Genomic DNA, 17,995 nt, shown 5'->3' with positions numbered 1-17,995 from the left:
GGGCGCTTTGATACGTTTAATCATCGCCAGTGTGTCGGCCATGGGTCTGCATACATGAGGCCTTGTGCGTGGGCCAGTACTTTGATGCCTTGCGTGGGTTTGGGCACGGGGCTTATAGTCCGGGCCGTCGCCCAAATGGCGATCAGGTTTGGCGACCTGACAACAGAGTGCAAAAGCAACCCGCTTCTATGCAGGTGTTTTTGCACCCGCAAAGCTGTGCATGTTATGGCGGCTGTGCGCGGGAGACCTTCGGGTCTGCCGGTTTTCTCTGTTGCCGGTTCGCCAACCTGCGTACAGCTGCCACCCTTTCGTTTGGCGACGAATGAGTGGTGGCTTAATCCACTAACAGAGAACTGAAAATGAACCAATACATGCCCCTTACGGGCCACGACAGCACCGTCCCCGCTCTGCTCATCGACACTTGTGCGCCCCTCGACGTCCTCCACGACGCCGCCGTGTACCGGATTCGAGCCGTCACCCAACTGCTGGAAAACCTGGCCTTTCGCGAACAACTCAGCAGCGATGCTGTGGTGCTTCAAGACTTCGCCCAATTGCTGGCTATTCCGCTGCGCGATGGGTGTGATTTGCTTGATGTCATCATGCGCAGGCTCCATGCCGATCCATCCTGAGTAAAAGCCGGGCGGCCCTGGCGCCGCCCAACTGATACGCGCAACGTCACCCATACAACTGACGAAAATACGCATCAACCCAATCGCTGGACCAAAAAGACAGTTCAGAAAATTCAAACGACTCACACACCGCGATGCACCCTCTGAGTGGCGCAGGTATATCCTCAATGCTCGCCGTAATAGTGGGCAGCAAATACCTGAAATAATCCCCTATCTGGCTCTGCCCCTGATAGCCCACCGGGTAATCTTCATTGGGCACGCTGCCTTCCACCCCATGATAAACATAGAACCCTTTGATCGACGGCACGTTATATTCCGTCAACGCCAACTCCGCTGACGAGCGCTCACCGATGAATGCTTCTACGTCTGCTCTTCGGGCAAGGTGCCGATAGGTGCGAGCGGAATACAGGCCAAGTATCGTTTCACCCTGTTTGCTCTCAGGGTAGGTATCGAACTCGGCAGACTCCTCCCACAGGTATTCGCTCAATCGATCCAACTTCGACTCTACATCAGGCAGCGCTAACACCACGGCCGGCAAACCGCCAAAGCAGTTATTCACCATCACGGCGATTGCGCCTGCCTTGTCCATGGCGAACCATGTAACGATCTCGCCGAACCCAGGAACCCAGTCTTTGTTGATAGACATTTATTGCCTTCCGTTCGTTTATAGCTGTTTCGATAAGGGAAGCGAATCTATTTTAAAGAGAGATATTGCAACACGTGGCCTGAATTCTATCCCCCGTGCTTTATCAACTCCATCCAATAATCATAGGTTTCTCGAAGCCGCCCGCTTGTTCGTGAGCCGTCAGCAAGGCCGCACGCAAATGCATTAATAACACGCACCGGATTGGTCGGGAGTGTACCGGAAGCAGATATGACAGGCTGGCCATAATCCGCTTGCTTTTTATTACCCTTCAACTGCGACCACGTAAGCCGCGCATTATTTCTAACGGCGACCTCACCGTAATACATACCGACCAAAACAGTTAAAGACTTTTCTTCATCGGTTATATCAGGTGCCTCATCGCCCGCCGCACTGGCCATTGAGTCCTCTGCGAGTGTGCTGCCTTTCGACGACCGGTTGGTCTTGGTCATTTGAGAAGCCAACCACTCTGCTAATAGACCCAGAGACTCCGGGGAGAAATCTGCACGCCAATCCTCATACCCAGGCGTCTGCCAAACAGCTTGAATTAAATCATCTAAGCAGTAGGGTTTGTTAAGCATAAACCACTCGTAGAAATCATCGAGTTCTTTCGTGGTCATAGACGCAAACGCTGTGGTCACTGGCGTATAGGCTGTGGTGTGCATCATCACTAACTCACCTTCATCTTTGCGGGGAAATAGAGGTCAAACCACCATCTTCTCTATGCGTTTTACTCACACTTTTGGGTTCCTGATACACCCAAAAACGTGGTCTACACCCTATTTCTCTCACGGATAAAAAAATTTGTCTTCACCTGACCACCGACAGTGTAACTCATCACAAATGAACGCCAGTTTTCACCGCGCGAAGCAGCACTAGCTTTCAGTTCATTGACGAGCCGATACAATATTGCCCCATTAAAATCCGTTTTTGGACTTTCATTTAATATTCCATTTTTTTCAATGGAGATTTCTTCAACCATATAGCCTTCACATACTTCTGCTTCGTACCTGAAGGCGTCATAACCCTCAACAATTCCAGACTGAATCAGCTCAAAAATTTTTTTAACAGTTTCTATATCTTCAGTAATCATTTTTTATGCTCCGGAATTTAGCGAGCTTCATTTTCAAAGCGGGCAGTTTGACGCGCCCCATCAATTGTATAAGTAAAATCCAACGTATCTGGCCGGGTAAATAGGGAGTCAGACTACGATTACACGGCCAACAAACAATCGTCTTCGGACGTCCCGCCAACCCTCGGACAACTCGTTTGCCCAAGGCGAGTAAGCAATTGTAAAATGGGGTCTGCCCCCTATTTCCCTATTTCTTCGCCCCCTTTGCTTCTGCGAATTCTCAATCCACTTTTCCCTCAATCAAAGACTAAAAAAGTCAAACACCTCAACAAACACTCTTTTAACCTCTGGCAATGCATCAAGATTGGCAAGCGCTTCATCTGGGGATACCGGCATATCATAGGTTTCAAATCCTCGACCGACCGCAATGCCGTATAGTGCATATTTATAGGCGTCAGAATGCTCCCAGTGAGGCACGTACCCAATCAATTTACATATTTTGATCGCTAATACAATTCAGCGAACTTAAAATATAGATAGCGAAAAAGATCAGCCAATCTCACTCTCTCCTAAGGCCTTTGACGCCTACCCGCTTTCTTTTTTGATGACGATTAATTTTCCGGGCATTTTCAGCTATTTCCGTATCGGAGAGACCTAATCGCCCTCCCCATTCAAGGTAACGATTTAAAGCAGGCTCACCCTCTAGTACATATTCCACATCATAACAAGTACTTGAAATATGTTCTTCGTGAGTGGCGATGTAAAATTTCAGCAATGAGACAACATGACGCTCATGCACCAGCACCTTTAAATCTTCTTCAAACTCGCACTCTGAAAATATGTATTCCCCAGCGACCCCCACCGTATGGGCGTTACCAGTTCCTAAATATCCTTTTGACTCTGCACTTTCCAAAGCTTCCAAACGCGCAACCCATCCAATTGCTGACAAATGGCTATTCACATCATCAGATAACCAAGCTGCAATTTCTCTAACGCCCACACTCTGCGGTGAAGATATCCGCGGGTCCGCGTTTGGCTCCGTGGCCAAGACCTCTAAACGATTGAATTTAGAGGACCTTACAAAATAAATTTTACCGTTAGCCATACTGATCAATTTATCCCTTGATAGACCGGCCAAGCTGTTGTGCCAGGACCGTTCGGCTTGCCGTAATAACCTTCTATCTTCAACCCACTTGGAGAGGCTCCCTGCCACTTAGATGCACCCGGCATGGGCGTGGAATTTTGGAACGCCCCTTCAATCTCCACCTGAGTCGGTGTAAATAGGGGTCAGACTACGATTACACAGTTCTATTTACACGGTAAATCTCGAAACGTAAGAACCCGTATCTTTTTTCGAAAAAAAACAAATAATATTTTATCAAAGAGCCAAGTCTAAAATCATATTCATAAAATCGTGGCCTGAACCCGTTCTAGCGTTTTATTTATTCTCCTGTCGCTTTTGGACTAGGCCTTTCTCAAACATTTTTCATCGCACAATCATTATTCAACTGAAAGAAATTATTCTTTTCTCTAAGAGCTCGATAAAATTTTTCGCATACAAACTAGAAGTTTTATTAGAAAGATTAAGCCTATAAACAGGATACTCCCCATCATTAAGACCATCGCCTGTGGCGAAATAAAATGACTCCCCCGCACCCGGCGGCTCACAGATAAACAGCCTATCCTTCCCACACAACCCATTTCGACCGTTAACGATTGACATATAAACGATATCACCACCACATACACTATCAAAATCCATTTCGTAAATACTATAAATCTCCTCCCCCGATATTTCCCCGCCAGAATAACACTTCAACCACCATTTATAGCTATCAGGCAATTTCAACGCAAGACGAGTTTCAGCTTTATAAATCCACTCATCAGCAATACCGTCCCCATAATCAGCAAATTCAACGAAATCCGACTCTTTAATAATATCAATTATTCTTGAATAATCCACGCCTAATGACTCCCCGCTTCGAGCCCGTAATCTCCAATAATCCGACTGATAAGAATTAAACTCTTTAGCCTGTTTCGTCAAATTTTTTGCATTCAAATCCGTAAGAACTGAAACATAGTCAGCCGCAGGATTTCTGTATTCTGCAGCGCCTTTGAAACGAGTATACCTAAAGCTTTGAGCGGCATTAGATGGGACATGAAGAACACTGTTATTCTGGCTATGGAAAACAGAACCAACTTCTGCAAGTGAACCACGATCACCCACTAATCCACTAATTGGGTGGTATGCCGCCCTTTCCTCCAACAGGTTGATAGGTTGGCTAGCACCTGCTGTCGCTTTTGCACCAGATAAATGCGCGCCCTTTCCACTTTTTTAGGCTCAGCACGCTATTATGCCTAATCCGATAGGGTGTAAGAAATATCTCCCGAGTCGCGCCAAACTCCATTCGCAAAGCTTATCGGCCGCTGTGGATAACATACCAACACCCCTTCGATGAACTGACGAAACGACAAGTCAAGTCGCGTTATCCAACGCATATTGTCGATTTCCAACAATCGCCAGTTGTCTCCACTGTCGAAACCGAAAGCAGTCCCGGTGCTATCCCAACCGAACAGCCACACCTCGCCCTTAGCACACGATTCATAGGGTCCGTCTTTATAAAACCCATCATCACCAAAGTAGTCTACCGCCGGACATAATGTGGGTTGAATCGTCAAAAGCGACAGCGCGAAGTCGTCCTCCTTTATCTCACCATGCCCCCGCTCCTGCATAAAAGCAAAGTATTCATCGGGAGCCGCTGGCCACTGCTGTCGCATCCCACTCACGTCACCAGAAGAAACAGGGTTCAGCCGCTCTAATAGCACGCATGCGAGTGCATTGAAGGCCTCTAATTTTTCGTACATGGTCATGGGCGCCTCGGAGGTTTCTGCGCAAATGCTGTAGTTGTTGGACTTGCTGGGGCATGAACGCCACCTTGGTGAGCACTCCCACCAGGCACCGGATGCAAATTCCACCATTGGTTAGGTCCACCATACTGCTGTGGTATCACATGGTGCGCTTGGAAATCCACACCACTCTCCGTCTTGGGCTATGTCAAACCAGTATTCAACTCCCACTCACGCTTGAGATTATTTCGCTGCCTATTGTATTCACGCTGTAAGGCTTGATAGTCGCTTCTGGGCGCGACATAAGTGTGATCCACCTGACGCAACTCCTCTGCGCGTTGCGTGTGCTGGTTAGAGGGTATCGGCACACCTGAATGGTACTCGACGTCCCGGACCACCGCGCGAGCGTCAATCGAGATGCTCGTCCATCCTGATGTGGATGTTGCTGTCAAACTTGCATCATAAGCCGCAGCTTTACCAGTTCCTACAACTCCAGTTTCTCCAGAAACCAAACTGGATGGAGTTGCTTTTGTACCCCTAAAAATGCAACGCTGACAATCAGCCCGCTGCGCGTCTTTCAACTAACGACTTGACGTGCTTCAACCGTCCTAAGATAAAATCAGAAAAACTTGACGCTAACACATCAACCTCATCCAACTCAGAGCTAATCTCTACGATCTGCCAATTATTTTTTGCGTCGAAAGCATATAGCACATCACTCGAATTCCCACCGAACACATAAAACCCCTCATAACCCTCAACTTCTCGACCACATACAGTTGAATACTTCTCCGGGCCATCATCGAGATGAAATGCCGCATCTAATTCGCCGAAACCAAACTCAGTAAGAAACTCCAGATAGTCAGCCGGGGCCTGCTGTCGATCTGATTCATCAACATTGCTTAACATCGCACTCGTGCCTGTTATGCGATAGCCGTAATTACCCTCGTACTCTTTTGAGTACATTACAGCTTCAACCAACGCTTTTAACTCTTCTTTATTTTTCATAATCACTTACCAAGTATTTTTTCCGCTGGCCCTTGAACCCTGTGAATATCACCTTGGTGCTCCACACCTCTCATGGCGGGCAGGGGCATAGGAGTCGGGAAATAGGGATCAGGCCACCATTTTCTCTATTCGTTTTACTCACACTTTTTTGGGCGTCCTGATACACCCAAAAAAGTGGTCTGCCCCCTATTTCTCCAATCTTATTACACCTCCATCTTTGCAAACCGTCGTTTACCCACTACTTCCCGCAAATACAATCAACGACTAACACTTCTTTATTCTTCATGATCATTTACGCAGATAAGAGGAAGCGGGTGTACTTCGAGTTATCGCATCACCGTCCGCCACGTCACCAGCCCGTCCAAGCCATGTTCAGACTTCAGGAATTTGAGTAGTATCGGCGGTCATGCGAGCGACCCAACCGCTGCGACCTCTCAAAGCAATCGGCTCCACTTGCGCCCCGCAGTGCTTACAGCGAGAGGCCGCCGCCTGGATGGATTGGTTGCAGGCTGGGCAAGGCCGCAGGTCCGGGTGCACCAGGGCATCAACACCGGTCTTCGCCAGCCGGGGCATTAATAACTCGGCAACCAGGGCAACACAGGGAAGAAAGAGCGAGATTGCAAACCACCGGGGCCCTGAGCGCCCGCGCGTACTTGCAACGTAAGCCGTGACGGCTGTGATGATGAGCCAGAAGGGGAGTGGGATGCCCATTGAACTTCCTTGTTTAATGGTTGAGGGCTTCGCCCTGTGAACGAGTCGCTAAGAGGAATATAAAGGTGGCAGATTCATTCAAGTCGCAAAGGACTTAAGTACTCAAATAAATCCGCCGCTTCTCGCTCATAGTTCAGGTGTTAAACAACTCTTTCCTCAGCGACGCCTGCCTCTCAGCCTGAGCCCCTGCGGCGTTAGTGAAAAACGTTACTCACCCAGTAGCGCCTTTAATCGTTCACCCGCGCTCATTATTTCGTTGGAGGACAGAGGAGTATAACTAACGACAATCAATACGCCCCCCGCGAGCTCGGAAACTTCTTCAACGTGCCCCTTTAAGCAGTCAACGACCTGTTGCGGACTTTTTCCAAAGGCGCGAAGGCACAATTCTCCATCAAAAAAATTAGCCGCATTTATACGAAAAACACCGTCTCTACCATTAATATCTTTCTGGGTAGCATCGCAGGCAGCCACAACTTCGGGCCAATCGCCTCTCGTAATAGACCAATCATGCAGCGCCGCCCTGTAGGCGCCAAAAGCCTCTACATACCTAGGGAAAACTCTTTTCAATAAATCTGAGTAATCAACTTTATTGCTTGAGAACTCAACAAAGAGCGTGTCATCAAATTGAGCGTCATCTTCTAAATATTTCTCACTCCGGAGCGCATATGAAACTCGCCCCTTCACGCCCGACGGGAGCACCTTGTCTAACGAGACAGAGACAATAAGCTCGCTCCCACTATCTGGAGCTTTAGGAGTACCGGCCAAATCCCATGGAGAACCTAAGCTAGACAACTTTTCCAGAAAGCGACTGTGCCTACCTTCAATAGGCTCTGAAAATAGGGGTCTATGACGAAACTCAAGTTTGTACTTAGTCATTAGGGTGCCACCCTCACAGTAATGTTTCTGATATTTTGCTCAATCAAAATATTAGTTGCTCTATCAGCCGCTTTTTGATTTGGAAATTCAAAAACCGCTTTTATGCCAGGATTTTGCTTCAACGCACTCGACACTCTCTGAACGCTTTGAATTTGTTTATCAAACGATGTAAGTGCTGTTTTTCGGTCAATTAAAGTGATGCCGCCAATGTCTTCTACACCGTCAAACTTCACGAAATTGTTACCGTTGGGATTGGGGTTGTCAAACCGTATCGCAGGTACTGCCTTACGCTGCGATAGGACATCGGAAAATGCTCCCGTTGTACCCGCTTCGAATTTCACGAACGGCTTGCTGAAGTCACCTTGAGGCTCTTGTACAAAGATTAAACCTTTATTTTCGCCCTCAAGCTTGCGCGCATCCTTAATGGTCAAAACGTCGACCTTCGACAGGTCCAATCCACCCTTAACAGGCGCTGGGATCTCTTTCGGTACTACCTTGTTTGTCGCAGCAAGCTCTCCAGCTAGCTGACCACTAAAGTATTTACTGGCTCCACCAAACAGAGCCGCCTGAGCCGCGGATTTTGCCGCTCCCCATGCCAAGTCAGACGTTGCGCTCGACTCGCCAGGAAAGGTTTGCGGAAAGAAAGAAGCCATTACTCGGTCGGGCTCGCTGGACTTGAAATCCGCCGTAATCCGGCTTGCAGAATCCCATGCCCCCACCATCGAGGTGGTGCCAAGCGCGCCCAACCCGATCGGCAAGGCACACGTAACAACACCAACACACGCGGGTGACGACAGCAACATGCCCGTATAAGCGGTGGCCCCTCCCGCAAGACCCAACGCAGTGTCTTTGCTTGCGCCAATGACCTGCACCGCCTTGCCATGAGCATTGAGCGTATCGTCGCTCCAATCTTGCCAACTACGCCCGCCGAACTGGCCGGTCGATTCAAGCAAGGCGATCTCCGCAGCATAAGTCGCGCCGCGATCCTGAAGTGCCTTGAAGTCCTTATAGGATTCATGGTCGGTCGGGATCGACTCGGCGCAACCCACCAAAGCACAGGCCGCGGCATTCAAACGATCAGCTCTTTCCGGATGGAAGCGTCGCTGCTCATCCAGCGCATCGGCTTGAGACTTGTGAAGTTGATGGTTGTACTGCGTAGCGTTTTTTGCCACCCAGCCGCCCTTCTCCAGCTTGCTCGCGTCCGCATCTTTTTGTGTGGCCGCTGCCAGCACGCCGACCAGTTGAGAACTCATGGACAACAATGTCTTGTCGCCCTTCACTATGTCGTTCAGTTGTACAACAAGTGCCTCATTGGCCCCGGCTGCCAATGCGCCTGTACGGAAGTCTCCACCTGTGGCTTCGGCCAACAGGCCACCGACCATTGCATGGATCGCAATCTTCGGAATTGAACCGTTATCGATGTTCCATTTTTTCGTGTAGTCGCCGACGGCATTGAAGCTTGCCGCTGCCAAGGTATTGAACAGCGCAGTTTTCAGTGCCTCACTTCCGCTACCGCCCTGCCCCAACGCTTTACTCAATAGCGTTGAAGTCCCGCCTTGCAATGTCTGGTTCGCGGCAAACTGCCCTACACCTGTCCATGTGTTGAGCTGTGGCCCCGTAATTTGCTTGGTCGCCTGATCAGTATGAGTTCCGGTCCAGCCATCAAAATAAGCTGCGGTCAATCCAGCGGTGACACCGGAAATCGCATACCCCTTCAAAGCATCCGAAGAGGTGACATCCTTGAATACCGCGCCCAAGTTGCCGCGATTATTAACCACGCTGACCGTCGCATTGGTCGCAGCACCCGCGGCTACGGCCCCCGCTCCCGCCGCGACGGCTACGCCAGCTCCGGCACCCGCGGCAGCAGTCATTGCCAACGGCCCGACAAATGCGGCCATCAGGATCGCAATGACGATCTGCGAACCTGCACCTAAGCCGGAATTGCTGTATTTGAAGCTATCGTGGATCTCTTTGACTTGGCGCCAATCCACGTCACCGCGCTTTTCAGCATCCTTGAGCCAAGCCATATTCGGATCGGCTTTGACCATGGTATCAATGGTCTGACTTACCGTTTGCTGGTCCACCTGCCGGACATCGATCTTCAACCCATCGACCGCTTTGATAACGACCTGCCCTTGAGCGATCATTTCACTCTGGCGAAGTGTTTCGTCGGTGTTGCCTTTACCCTTGGCGCTGAACCAGGCCAGGTCGCCCTTGCTCTTGGTATGGCTTTCATCATGAAGGTCTTTGACGCCTTCAAAAGCGATGGCCCCGCCACTGTTGAGAATGATGTCCTTACCACTATTCAGCTTGGCGACCTGGTAACGCTGATCACCTTCACTGATCAAGGTGAGGTTGCCGCCAGTCTTGATCTCAGTGCCGACGTTGGTGGTTTGGGTGACTTCGTCGCGCTTGGCTTTTTTCGCGCCCCACCCACCGTTCTCCTTCATGTCATACAAGGTATGCGTGCTGTTCTGCGCCGCCAGCAGGTTCAACTTATCCCCGCTGTACAGATACGCCTCATTGCCCGCACTGATCTTGCTCGCCACCAACGTGGTGTCGCGCCCGGCCTGGCTGGTAAAGTCGCCGCCCGCCGTCAACACGCTGGCCACTTGCGTGGTCTGCTCGTCCGCCGTCTTGATGCGTTTTTTGCCGTGTTTTTCTTTGCCCTCGACGTTGTGCATGTCGCTGACGGAGGCGACGTTGAAGTCGCGCCCAGCCTGGATATTCAGGTCTTTGCCGGCGGTGGCGTTGCTGCCGATGATGTTGACGTCTTGCCCGGCTTGCATGTTGAGGTTGCCGCCTGCCGTGACGGTAGCGGCGAGGTTTTTGACGTCGGTGGTGATGCTGGATTTGTGCCCGCCGTTGCTGAATTCATGTTTCACGCTGGTATCGCTGGCGGCGACGAGGTTGAGGTCGCGGCCAGCAGTGAGGGTGGCGTCGTTACCGGCGACCAGTGCGCCGCGGTTGGTGAGGTCGCGCCCGGCATCGATGGCCAGGTTGCTACGCGCGGTGATAGTGCTCGCGCTGGCATCGGTGAGGGTGCGCATGCCCACGCCGTCACGTACTTGGATCGCGGTGTTGTCGTTGGTGATGTCGCCTTTGATGGCAGCAAGGCTGACTTGGCTGCCACGAATTTCGCCGCCCATGGCGTTGCGGATGCTGTCTTGGGCCAGCAGGCTCAGGTTGTTGCCGGCTTCGATCAGGCCGCCGTTGTAGATGCTGCCACTGCTGACGGCGGAGAGGTTGTTGCTGGCGCGCAGGGTGCCGACGTTAACCAGGTCGCCACCGGTGACGAGGTTGAGGTCGCGACCCTGGATCAGGCTGTTGCCACGCACGTTGCGCGATTCGGCCTGGGCCAGGTAGAGCACCGGCACGAGCACGGTTTGGCCGTCGACCACGCGGTTTTCCATCCACACGATGTCGTGGGTCAGGGCGCCGACTTGCTGGCCGGTGAGTGTCACGCCGACGCTCAGGCGCAGCGCGTCTTTGCTGGCTAAGGCGTTGTCCATCAGGTAGCGGAACTGGTCGGCGTCGCTGAGCAGGCCGCCCGCCAGGAAGCGCTGGCCGGTTTGTGCGAGTACCGCGTCGCGAATCAGGCGGGTCTCGTATTGGCCATCGCCGAGGCGGCGCCAGGCGTTGTCGGCGGTGTAGCCGAGTTTGCCGAGCATGTAGTCGGAGCTAAAGAAGCCCGATGCGGTGGTGAACTCGGGGTTGGTTTCGATCAGGTAGTGGCTGGTGGGGTCGGCGCTTTTGACGAACAGGCCATAGTCGCCCTTGGGCAGTTGGAAATACGGCGAGGTGGTGGGGTCGACCGGGGCGAACGGCGTGCCGGTGTAGTCCACGGGTACGAAGCCGCCGCCCGGCGCGAGGGTCACCACGGGCAGCACGGAGCCTGGCGCTTGGGCGCTGGCATCGTTGGCGTGCTTGCTGAGGCTGATATTGATGCCACCGACGGGGATGCCGGTCTGGTCGTCGCCGAGGGTGCCGGTCAGTTGTGCTTTTTGGTTTTCAAGCAGCGTGCCGTTCTGCACGTTGTTGGCGACTTTGGACAGGTCGACGGTGCCACCTGCCTGCAATGTGGCGTTGTAGGCATTGCCGTCGTTGGCGGTCCAGGTGGTGACGTTGCTCATCTCCACAAATCGCTCATCGCTGGAGCGTGCCTTGAGCGCTTCGAACTTCGCCAGGTCAAAACCGCCCGCTGCGACGGCAGCGTTGTAGGCCGGAATCTCGGTGAACTGCACCAGGTCCCAGTAATCCTTGACGATCTTCATGCGGTTGCCGATGACGATGTGGTTCTGCCCGGTACGGGTGCCTGCGCCTTGGTTGAGCAGGTCGTTGGCGATGATGCTCAGGTTGCGGTTGGCGGCCATCAGGCTGTAGCGGTTCTGTACGTTATCGCCCTGGATCAACAGGTCGGCCCCGGCTACAAGGCGTGCGGCGGCCGAGTCTTTGATCGCCGATTCAACGTAGGTTTGGTCGATAAAAGTCTGGCCGCGCTTGAACCAATCATGCCCCTTGCAATGCTGGATGCACTGCCACACCACGCTGCCGCTGGTCAGGGTTTTACCCAGTTCGAATTCAGCCTTGGCGTTTTCGACGAACGCGGCGCTGATGCCGATGTTGCCCTCACTTTCGACAGTGCCCGACAGGTTGCTGAATGCCACCGCCCGCCCGCCATCTACGCCCGCAAACGTGAGGTTGCCTTTGCTGTAAACATCGCCATAGGTGTTGCTGAAGCCATTGGCGCGCAGCGTCAGGTCGCCACCGCTGAACAGCAGCGAATCGGCGCCGTTGGTGATGCCGTTGACGGCAGTGAGGTTCACTGCGCCCTGGGCGCCCATCGTGCCACGGTTGCCGATTTGTGCCGCCGCGATGTCCAGCTGCTGACGCGCAGTAAGGAAGCCGAGGTTGTCGAGGGTGCCGCTCAGTTTGAGCTGGGTGTTGTTGCCCGCCAAGCGCCCGCCATTCTGGCTGAGGTTGTTGGCCGTCACGCTGAGGTTTTGCTGGGTCGCAATGCGGCCGCTGTTGTTCAGGTCGCCGCTGAGCGTGATGCTCACGTTGCCGTCGCTGAGCAGTTCGCCGCTGTTGTTCAGGCTGGCCACGTCGAGGGTCAAGCCCTTGCTGCTGGCCATGCGGTCGCCGGCCTTAAGGTTCAGGCCTTGGCTGCTTTTGTAGGTGAGGGCTTCGTTGAGTTGCACGCGGCCCAGGCCATCGACGTTGCCAAACGCCCAGTCAGCCGTGCCCAGGCCATTGATGTTGCCCTGGCTGCCGGTGAGGCTGGCGGTGTTGATGCGGAACAGGCCGGTGCCCGCGTGTTGCAACTGGCCGCCTTGGTTGTTCAGTTGCGTGGCGTCGAGGCTGAACGCCGCGCTGCCGAATTCGAGGGTGCCGTTCTGGTTGTTGAGGCTGTTACTGAGGTTAAGGCTGCTGCTGGCGCCGCCCAGCGCGCGCAGTTGCCCGCCTGCGCTGTTGTCGAGGTTGCCGCCGTTGAGGGTCAGGCCCTGGTTGGCTTCGATCAGGCCGCCTCGGTTGGTGAGCGTGTCGCGTGAGATGAGGTTGATCTGGTTGCCGCTGATCTGGCCGCCCGCGCTGTTGTCGAGGGTGGCGCCGGTGATCGCCACCTGTTCTTTACCGAACAGCTTGCCGCCACGGTTGGCCAGGGCTTCGACGGTCAGTTGCAGGTTGCCGAGCAGGCTTGCCATCAAGCCGCCGCTGCTGTTATCGACCGTGTTGGCAGTGACGGTCAGGGTGTCGCCTTGCACGGTGCCGCCGAGGTTATCCAGGCTGGCGGTGTCGAGCTGAGTGTGCGCGCCGCCGCTGAGGATCAAGCCTTTGCGGTTGCTCACGTCCTGGCCGCTGTAGCTCAGGCCTTGCTTGCCGGCAAGCAGTTGGCCGCCGTCGTTGTTCAGGTGCTGCGCGGCGATGTCGAGGCGCTTGCCGCGCAAGGTGCCGCCGCTGTTGTTCAGGGTGGTGAGGGCTTTGACCAGCACGCTGCGCTCGCCCGCGTCGATCACGCCGCCAGCATTGGTCAGCAGGTTGCTGACGTTGAGGGTTACGTCGCCGTCGTTGCTGACCAGCGAGCCTTTACTGCTGTTGTTGAGGTGCTGCGCGGTGACGTCAACCGACGTGCCGATCAGGATGCCGGCGCTGTTGTCCAGGCGCTCGCCTTGCAGCTGCAACAGGCCTTCGCTTTGAATGCGGCCTTGGGCGTTGAGCAATTGGCCCGGGCCTTTGAGCAGCAGGCTCACACCCGGCGCACCACCAGCAAGCAGGCCGGTGTTGCGGTTGTCGAGGCCCGAGGCGCGCACGTCGAGGTGGTCACCCACCACGCGCCCGGCGCGGTTGTCGATGTTGCCGCCCGTCACGTCGAGCAGCAGCTGCTTGCCGACGATCACGCCGCTTTGGTTATCCAGGTTCGCCGCATGCAGCTCGACATCGCCCTGCCCGGCCTGCAAGCGGCCCTGGGCGTTGTTGAGCTGTTGCGCGGTGGCGAGGGTCAACTTGCCGGTGTTGGCGCTCAGCACGCCGTTGACGTTGCTGCTGAGGCTGCCGGCGTTGAGGTTCAGGTCGGTGCCCGCCTGGGCGAAACCCTGGCTGTTGTTGAAGGCATTGGCGACGCTGAGGTTGAGCGCGCCATTGTCGGCCTGGATCAAGCCCTTGAGGCTGTTGTCGAGGTCGCCGGCATTCACGGTGAGGGCACTGGCCACCAGCACGCCGTTCTGGTTGTTCAGGCTGCCCGCGTTGACGGTCAGGTTGTTGGCGATGACTTGCCCGCCGCTGTTATTGAGCGCGGTACTGGTCAGCACCAGGCTGCCGCCGGCCATTTCGATGCGGCCTTGGCGGTTGTCCAGGGCGGCGCTGTCGAGGGTCGCGGCCTGGCCTTCACCGAAGCGAATCAGCCCGCCAAGGTTGGCGATGGCCGGTGCGCTGAGCGCCAGGTTTTGCTCGCCGTACAAGCGTGCCGTGGTGCCTTGGTTGGTCAGGTTGGCGGTGCTGACGCTGACGGTTTTGCCCTGAATGATCGCGCCCTGGTTGGTCAGCGCTTGCGCGGCAGTGATCGCTAAGGCGCGGCTAGCCAGCAAGTTGCCGCTGGTGTTGAGGGTTTGCGCGTTCACCACCAGGTCGCCGGTGGCGTTGCGGGTGTTGTCCGCCGCTACGCCAGCTTCGATGATGCCGGGGTTGGTGACGGTGGCCGCGTTGAGTTCGATGCGTTGGCCGGCAGCCACGCTCTGCTGGTTGACCAAGCCTTGGGCGCTGGTGACCTGCACGTTGCCGGTGGCGTAGACCTTGTCGGTGAGGTTGACGTTCTGCGCGGTGACCTTGACGTTACCGGTGGCCGACGTCTGCGCCATGCTCAAGTGGCCGTTGGCATCCAGCTGGATATCGCCGCCGCTGGCGGCCAGTGTGCCGTCGAGTTTCACGCCCACACCGGCTTCGGTGCCGACCAGTTTGATCGCACCGGCGTACATGCCGCCCAGCGCCGAGGAATCGATGGCCAATTCTGGTTTGGCGCTGCCGTCGTCAGCGCGCGCGGTGGTTTTCAGGCTTTGCGCATCGACGTCGTTACGCCCAGCGATCACGGTCAATTGGCGCGCGTTGATCTGCGCATTGATCTTGGCCGAGCGGGTGATGATTTCGAAACGGTCGACGTTACTGGCGTTGAGGCCCTGGCCGTCGATGGTCACGGCGCCGCCGTCGACCTGATAACGCTGCAACTGGCCGCTCGCGTCGAGCACCGGTTTGCCGGTGGTCAGGGTCACGTTGGGGGTGTTGATAAAACCGCAACCGCTGCACGTGATGCCGTAAGGGTTGGCGACGATGACCTTGGCCGACTGCCCCGCCACTTCGGTGTAACCGCGCAACTGGCTTGGGCTGCCGCCGTTGACTTCGTTGAGGATAACGCTGGCCGCGCCGCCCTTGAGGTTGGGGTTGCCGATGATATAGCCGCCCAGCTGGGTGTTGGTCACCGCGCCCGTGGCGTTGTTGAGGATCACGCCGTTGGGGCCGACGTTGTAGTCCTTGAATTGGTTATGCGACAAGCCACTGCCATTGGGCGTAGCGATGTTCACCACGGGCACGCCATTGCCGGCTTGGCCGACAGTGGTACCCGGCGCGCTGACCACGATGCCTTCGGCCTGGGCCAGCAGCGGCTGCCAGAACAGCGCGTTAGCCAGGATCAGCACCAAGCCACGCTTGGGCAGGCCGAAGAACGAATCTCGCGGCTTCAGCGCAGCAGAAGGTTGGCGGGCCAGGAAGGCAAAGTGGCGAACATCCATTGTCATAGTCTCGATGTAACGGGGCGTTGAATTACAGGAAGAAATCCATACGGAAGTAGATCGGCGCTTCGCGCTCGCTCATCACTGCCGGGCGTTCCAAAGAGTGCGCAAAGGTCACGCTGGTGCTGACGTATTTGCCACGGGCGAACAACTCCAACGAGTTGCTGGAGACCCGGCCGTGCAGTTCGCCGTTGTAGCGGCCGTTGCTGATCACGCCTTGGTCGTAGCCGACGCTGGCGCCGTACTCGGCAAAGGCTGGGCGCATCCAATCCCAGGTCACCGGGCGGGCCCAGCGCACGTCGTTGCGCCAGTAACCGCCGCTGTCGCCGTTGAGTTGCTGGTCTTTGAAACCGCGCACCGAGGCCGAGCCACCCAGGCTCATGCGCTGGGGGCTGAACAAGATGTCTTCGCTGTGTTGGCCGGTGGCCAGGCTGGAGAAGCTGAACGACTCGCCCCACAGCGTGAACGGCTGCAGGTAGCTGACGGTGGCCGTGTATTTGCGATAGCGCGCACTGGGCTGGCGATTGCCGTACTGATCCCGCTCATCGTTGGCTTGAGCATCGAAGGCACCGATGCCGTTTTGCATGCCCAAGTCGAGGTTGACGAACGCATTGCCGATACGCCGGCCATGGTTGATGCCCAGTTGCAGTTCGCTGAGGCGGTTGCTGCTGGTCTCGAGGTGAGCCTCATTGATGTAGTTGTTGGTGCGCAGGTGCGCCAGGCCAACGTTGAGCGAGGTCTTGCTCACGTCGTCACGATGGATCACCCGCTCGGCGCGAAACTGGTGGTTCTGGTTGTCGCCCGACTGTTTGAACTTGAAGGTGTTGGTGTAACCCAGGGCGCGGTAATCGCTCTCGCTGTAGGTGTAACTGAAGTTCCACCAGCCCCACGGCACGTTGTAGTAGAGCATGCTGTTTTTCGAGGTTTTCTGGTGGTCGCTGACGGCATCGTGGCCGCCGCGCAGTACCAGTTGGTCAGCCAGGCCGAGCGGGCTGTCCCACTCAAGGCCAGCGCCCCACTGCTGTTCGCCGGTGCTTTTCTGGCCGTCGTTGTTACGCGACAGGCTGGCGCGCCAGGGCTTTTGCGCGGTGTTCTTGACCACCACGTCGCTGCCGCCGATCTGGCGGCCGGGGGTCAGTTCCATTTGCGCCTGCTTGGAGGGCAAGCGATTCAGTTGGTCCACCAGTTGCTCGACTTCGCGCAGGTTCAGCGCCTCGCCGACCTTGCCGGGAAAGGCCATGGCCAGTTCGCGGTCGGTCACCGTGCTGCCTTCGGCGCTTTTCAAGGCTTCGAGTTTGCCTTCGACCACCAGCACTTGCAGATGGCCGCTGGAGAGGTCTTGTTGCGGCAGGTAGGCGCGGCTGGTGACGCGGCCTTTGGTGATGTAGTAGTCGGTGATGACCTTGAGCAACTCATTGAGCTGCGAGACGCCCAGGCACTCGCCGATATAGGGCTTGAGCAGACGCTCGCGGTCGGCGGCTGCCAGGCTGTCGGCGCCCTTGAGTTCGATGTCTTTGATCGGAAAGCAGCGCGTGTCTGCCGGCAAGGCCGGGGCCTGGGGCTTGGCTTCTTTGCCGGGCAGGTCCTGCAGTTCTTGCAGGCGCCGTTGTTGCTCTTCGAGCAAGCGGTTTTGCCGGTCACGGATCAGGTCTTGATCCCCTGGCGTGGGGGCGGCCATGGCAGTGTTCAGGCTCAAGTAAGCGAGCAGAAAAGTGCACAGCAAGTACCGAGTCCGTGGCAATAACGAAGACATGTTCGATCCATCGAAAATCAAGGGGCGGCAAACTAACATCGAACTTGCGCTTATCCAAGAAACTGGATTAGTTGCACATTCGTACTAGCTAAACCTGTAAACCATTGATAGATAACAATAAATAATCATCAAAAAAGAGTTGCAGCCTGTTTCTGGAAGTTTTATTCCGACAAGCGG

12 protein-coding genes are annotated in these 17,995 nt (G+C 55.2%); 1 reads left to right on the top strand and 11 read right to left on the bottom strand.

All coding sequences use genetic code 11. The annotated features are described in order from the left end of the window. Positions 1-371 precede the first annotated feature (371 nt). A complete protein-coding gene (locus tag FW764_RS25090) occupies positions 372-629 on the top strand; it encodes a hypothetical protein (protein WP_083360333.1) in 258 nt (85 codons plus the stop codon). 46 nt (positions 630-675) lie between these two features. Here FW764_RS25090 and FW764_RS25085 read toward each other — a convergent pair whose 3' ends face one another. From FW764_RS25085 to FW764_RS25035, 11 genes are all read right to left on the bottom strand, one after another. Continuing rightward, positions 676-1,275 carry a hypothetical protein gene (locus tag FW764_RS25085; RefSeq protein ID WP_406999577.1) on the bottom strand — a complete coding sequence of 200 codons (600 nt, stop codon included), beginning with the start codon at positions 1,273-1,275 and terminating at the stop codon, positions 676-678. 86 nt (positions 1,276-1,361) lie between these two features. Further along, positions 1,362-1,940 carry a hypothetical protein gene (locus FW764_RS25080; RefSeq protein WP_446436234.1) on the bottom strand — a complete coding sequence of 193 codons (579 nt, stop codon included), beginning with the start codon at positions 1,938-1,940 and terminating at the stop codon, positions 1,362-1,364. A gap of 104 nt (positions 1,941-2,044) precedes the next feature. Further along, a complete protein-coding gene (locus FW764_RS25075) occupies positions 2,045-2,365 on the bottom strand; it encodes a hypothetical protein (protein WP_446436233.1) in 321 nt (106 codons plus the stop codon). A gap of 279 nt (positions 2,366-2,644) precedes the next feature. Continuing rightward, positions 2,645-2,821, bottom strand: a complete 177-nt coding sequence (locus FW764_RS25070; RefSeq protein ID WP_446436232.1) for a hypothetical protein — start codon at positions 2,819-2,821, stop codon at positions 2,645-2,647. Between the two features lie 82 nt (positions 2,822-2,903). Next, the gene (locus tag FW764_RS25065) at positions 2,904-3,449 is read right to left on the bottom strand and encodes a hypothetical protein (RefSeq protein ID WP_446436231.1); all 546 of its coding nucleotides are present in this window, start codon (positions 3,447-3,449) and stop codon (positions 2,904-2,906) included. A 399-nt stretch (positions 3,450-3,848) separates the two neighbouring features. Continuing rightward, complete coding sequence (locus FW764_RS25060) at positions 3,849-4,292, bottom strand: SMI1/KNR4 family protein (protein WP_446436270.1); 444 nt, start codon at positions 4,290-4,292, stop codon at positions 3,849-3,851. A 410-nt stretch (positions 4,293-4,702) separates the two neighbouring features. Further along, positions 4,703-5,215, bottom strand: coding sequence for a hypothetical protein (locus FW764_RS25055; RefSeq protein WP_130908819.1), 513 nt, complete (start codon positions 5,213-5,215; stop codon positions 4,703-4,705). Positions 5,216-5,749: 534 nt separating this feature from the next. Beyond that, complete coding sequence (locus FW764_RS25050; protein ID WP_083355855.1) at positions 5,750-6,199, bottom strand: SMI1/KNR4 family protein; 450 nt, start codon at positions 6,197-6,199, stop codon at positions 5,750-5,752. Between the two features lie 918 nt (positions 6,200-7,117). After that, positions 7,118-7,786 (bottom strand): hypothetical protein, encoded by a 669-nt coding sequence (locus tag FW764_RS25045; protein ID WP_083355856.1) that lies wholly within the window; start codon positions 7,784-7,786, stop codon positions 7,118-7,120. Further along, a complete protein-coding gene (locus FW764_RS25040) occupies positions 7,786-16,065 on the bottom strand; it encodes a two-partner secretion domain-containing protein (protein WP_446436230.1) in 8,280 nt (2,759 codons plus the stop codon). Before FW764_RS25040 ends, FW764_RS25045 begins: the two co-directional genes overlap by 1 nt. Positions 16,066-16,096: 31 nt before the next feature. Beyond that, positions 16,097-17,818, bottom strand: a complete 1,722-nt coding sequence (locus tag FW764_RS25035) for a ShlB/FhaC/HecB family hemolysin secretion/activation protein (RefSeq protein WP_446436229.1) — start codon at positions 17,816-17,818, stop codon at positions 16,097-16,099. Between the last annotated feature and the right edge of the window lie 177 nt (positions 17,819-17,995).

It is taken from the genome of Pseudomonas sp. 1152_12 (assembly GCF_052850675.1).
This window is presented reverse-complemented; position numbering and strand designations above follow the sequence as displayed.

Bases quoted from the DNA above. Each gene is read 5' to 3' on its own strand.
- FW764_RS25035 (WP_446436229.1), bottom strand. From the start codon at position 17,818: ATGTCTTCGTTATTGCCACGGACTCGGTACTTGCTGTGCACTTTTCTG.
- FW764_RS25050 (WP_083355855.1), bottom strand. From the start codon at position 6,199: ATGAAAAATAAAGAAGAGTTAAAAGCGTTGGTTGAAGCTGTAATGTAC.
- FW764_RS25065 (WP_446436231.1), bottom strand. From the start codon at position 3,449: ATGGCTAACGGTAAAATTTATTTTGTAAGGTCCTCTAAATTCAATCGT.
- FW764_RS25075 (WP_446436233.1), bottom strand. From the start codon at position 2,365: ATGATTACTGAAGATATAGAAACTGTTAAAAAAATTTTTGAGCTGATT.
- FW764_RS25085 (WP_406999577.1), bottom strand. From the start codon at position 1,275: ATGTCTATCAACAAAGACTGGGTTCCTGGGTTCGGCGAGATCGTTACA.
- FW764_RS25090 (WP_083360333.1), top strand. From the start codon at position 372: ATGCCCCTTACGGGCCACGACAGCACCGTCCCCGCTCTGCTCATCGAC.
- FW764_RS25045 (WP_083355856.1), bottom strand. From the start codon at position 7,786: ATGACTAAGTACAAACTTGAGTTTCGTCATAGACCCCTATTTTCAGAG.
- FW764_RS25040 (WP_446436230.1), bottom strand. From the start codon at position 16,065: ATGGATGTTCGCCACTTTGCCTTCCTGGCCCGCCAACCTTCTGCTGCG.
- FW764_RS25055 (WP_130908819.1), bottom strand. From the start codon at position 5,215: ATGACCATGTACGAAAAATTAGAGGCCTTCAATGCACTCGCATGCGTG.
- FW764_RS25080 (WP_446436234.1), bottom strand. From the start codon at position 1,940: ATGATGCACACCACAGCCTATACGCCAGTGACCACAGCGTTTGCGTCT.